The organism is Escherichia sp. AM3 (assembly GCF_032029835.1).
Taxonomy (GTDB): domain Bacteria; phylum Pseudomonadota; class Gammaproteobacteria; order Enterobacterales; family Enterobacteriaceae; genus Escherichia; species Escherichia coli.
In genome coordinates this window covers 1-2,377 of record NZ_JAVUPQ010000208.1, presented here as the reverse complement: position 1 = coordinate 2,377, position 2,377 = coordinate 1, and the positions used below count along the sequence as shown (strand labels likewise).

At 46.4% G+C, this 2,377-nt stretch carries 4 protein-coding genes; 3 read left to right on the top strand and 1 reads right to left on the bottom strand.

Features of this window, described 5'->3' with window-relative positions:
* Window positions 1-487 precede the first annotated feature (487 nt).
* Window positions 488-1,180, bottom strand: coding sequence for a S24 family peptidase (locus RTW80_RS24145; protein WP_312720569.1), 693 nt, complete (start codon window positions 1,178-1,180; stop codon window positions 488-490).
* A 97-nt stretch (window positions 1,181-1,277) separates the two neighbouring features.
* Between RTW80_RS24145 and RTW80_RS24140 the strand changes: the two genes are divergently transcribed.
* The 3 genes from RTW80_RS24140 (at window position 1,278) to RTW80_RS24130 (ending at window position 2,377) form a co-directional block, all read left to right on the top strand.
* A complete protein-coding gene (locus RTW80_RS24140; RefSeq protein WP_001191669.1) occupies window positions 1,278-1,538 on the top strand; it encodes a helix-turn-helix domain-containing protein in 261 nt (86 codons plus the stop codon).
* The gene (gene ymfL, locus RTW80_RS24135; RefSeq protein WP_000526668.1) at window positions 1,531-2,088 is read left to right on the top strand and encodes a protein YmfL; all 558 of its coding nucleotides are present in this window, start codon (window positions 1,531-1,533) and stop codon (window positions 2,086-2,088) included. Before RTW80_RS24140 ends, ymfL begins: the two co-directional genes overlap by 8 nt.
* A 133-nt stretch (window positions 2,089-2,221) precedes the next feature.
* On the top strand, window positions 2,222-2,377 hold the full coding sequence (locus RTW80_RS24130) for a DUF4222 domain-containing protein (protein ID WP_312720565.1): 156 nt from the start codon (window positions 2,222-2,224) through the stop codon (window positions 2,375-2,377).

The window sequence follows — 2,377 nt, the reverse complement described above, 5'->3', positions numbered from 1 at the left end:
CAATGTCTTTCGCGCATCAGCCTGCGCATTCACCACAACGCTGAGAGCATTGCCGGTGTCCGAATCGAACGGACCTTTTCCCTGCCCAACCCTCCCATCTGAATGGGACTGTCTGGAATTGAACCAGCACTTATGCCTTGCTCGTCAATGCTCTCATCGTTGCGTCCTGGTCTCTTCCCAAGCGTCAAACCGAATCGCCACGCTGGTTAGGCGTCTTATCAGCATCCTCATTGACTTGCACATTCCGGCTACCTGGTTTGTTTGCCCGAGCAAGGAGTGGATTATCCCCTTTAACGTCCCCAGACCGCTAACGACGCATGTGCCATACGCCGTGTTACAACCAAATTTTGTTAGTACCTTGTTTGTTTGTCTGGAAAGAAAGATAAAATGAAGTTGCGCATTATGCAAGTGTTTTTGTTGCGAGATATGCAATTTAAAGGGTAATGAAAAGCCACCTTTGGGTGGCTAATTGATGAGGAGGTAAGGGTTAATTGTGTCGCTTAAGGGTTTGTGACTGGCTGATTAAGACCTTTCCAAAGACCATAAACCGGTGTTCATTTTCGCTGGTAATTCCCCATTCACGGTAAATCTGGTTATCAGAAATCACCAGTAGTTTGTCAGGTATCATTTGCAGTCGTTTGACATAAATTTTATAATCAAAACCAAATACATAGATACCATCTCCATCAAACTGATTGATACTGACATCAACGAAGATGAGATCTCCTGGCTCAATGGTTGGACACATACTGTCCCCACGAACGTTGATAACTTTAATGTGATTGGCTGGCCGTCCGCCAAACATCGATACAGCATTATCAGTTCTGTATTCAATGGCATGAATCACATCAATGACATCACCGCCCTGGATAAGGCCATTTCCCGCACTGGCACTGACATCCAGCATTTCAATACGGAATACATCCTTCACCTGCGCAACATCCTCACTAATACTGTTTTTACATACAGTATTACTTTTGACGTCTGAGGTAAAGAGATCAGCAATATCAACACCTAAGCTCCTGGCAATATTACTCAGGGCTTGTTCAGTGAATTGTTTCTGCTTACCTGTTTCCAGGCGTGAGATATTCGCCGCATCTACTCCTATTGCTTCAGCGAGATCGGCGATTTTCATGTTCTTCGCCTGGCGAAGTTGTCTGACTCGGTTTCCTATGTTCATGCGTTTATTACATTTCTTTATTGCGCGTTAAGCAAATCAACTTGCGCAAAATATTTGCGTGAAATAATATGCTTATCACGCAATATGTGGAGGTTATATGCAATCACCATTACGGAATGTGCGTAAGGCGCACGGATTTACTTTGCAGCATGTTGCTGCTGGCGTTCAGGTCAATCCAGCGACGCTGAGTCGTATTGAAAGACTGGAACAAATTCCATCTATCGATCTTGCAGAACGTCTGGCCAATTTTTTTAAGGGTGAAATCAGCGAAATGCAGATTCTTTATCCGGCACGTTTTCAATCTAGCCAAAACCAGAATGGGTTTAAACCACAGGAACAGGAGGTAAGCCGTGGGTAATCATCACTGGAAAGTGGAAAAACAGCCTGAGTGGTACGTGAAAGCTGTCAGAAAAACTATCGCGGCGTTGCCGGGGGGTTACGCTGAAGCTGCTGAGTGGCTGGATGTAACAGAGAACGCATTATTTAACCGCCTTCGTGCCGATGGCGATCAGATTTTCCCGCTGGGATGGGCAATGATTTTACAACGTGCTGGTGGCACTCACTTCATTGCCGACGCTGTGGCGCAGTCTGCAAATGGCGTCTTTGTGTCTCTTCCTGACGTCGAGGATGTGGACAATGCCGATATTAACCAGCGTTTACTGGAAGTCATTGAACAGATCGGCAGTTATTCAAAACAGATTCGTTCGGCAATCGAAGACGGTGTAGTGGAACCGCATGAGAAGACAGCAATTAACGACGAGCTGTACCTCTCAATTTCGAAGCTGCAGGAGCATGCAGCACTTGTCTACAAAATTTTTTGCGTTTCAGAAAGTAATGACGCCCGCGAGTGTGCAGCTCCGGGCGTCGTGGCGTCGATTGCTTCTGGTTGTGGAGAAACTAACGCATGAACAGTTTAACAACACACTACCGTCGCTCGCAACTGATTGCGCTTCCTGTACCGGGTGGAAAAGCGAAGGTGGAGTATTGCTATGCAGTAAATGTACCAGGTGACAGGGAAATTGTAACCCACAGCTTTGCTGAGTGGGCTGTGGGGGATTTCAACCGGCAGAAGGAGACAGTCCTTTGCGACAAGTTAACCGCTGGTTCAAAGATCACTACGGAGTGCGAGTCAGAGTCATTCGTTGGGAGCCGGAAACACAACGGGTTATCTACCTCATTGATGGCTATGTGCTTTAG

Bases quoted from the DNA above. Each gene is read 5' to 3' on its own strand.
- RTW80_RS24145 (WP_312720569.1), bottom strand. From the start codon at position 1,180: ATGAACATAGGAAACCGAGTCAGACAACTTCGCCAGGCGAAGAACATG.
- RTW80_RS24140 (WP_001191669.1), top strand. From the start codon at position 1,278: ATGCAATCACCATTACGGAATGTGCGTAAGGCGCACGGATTTACTTTG.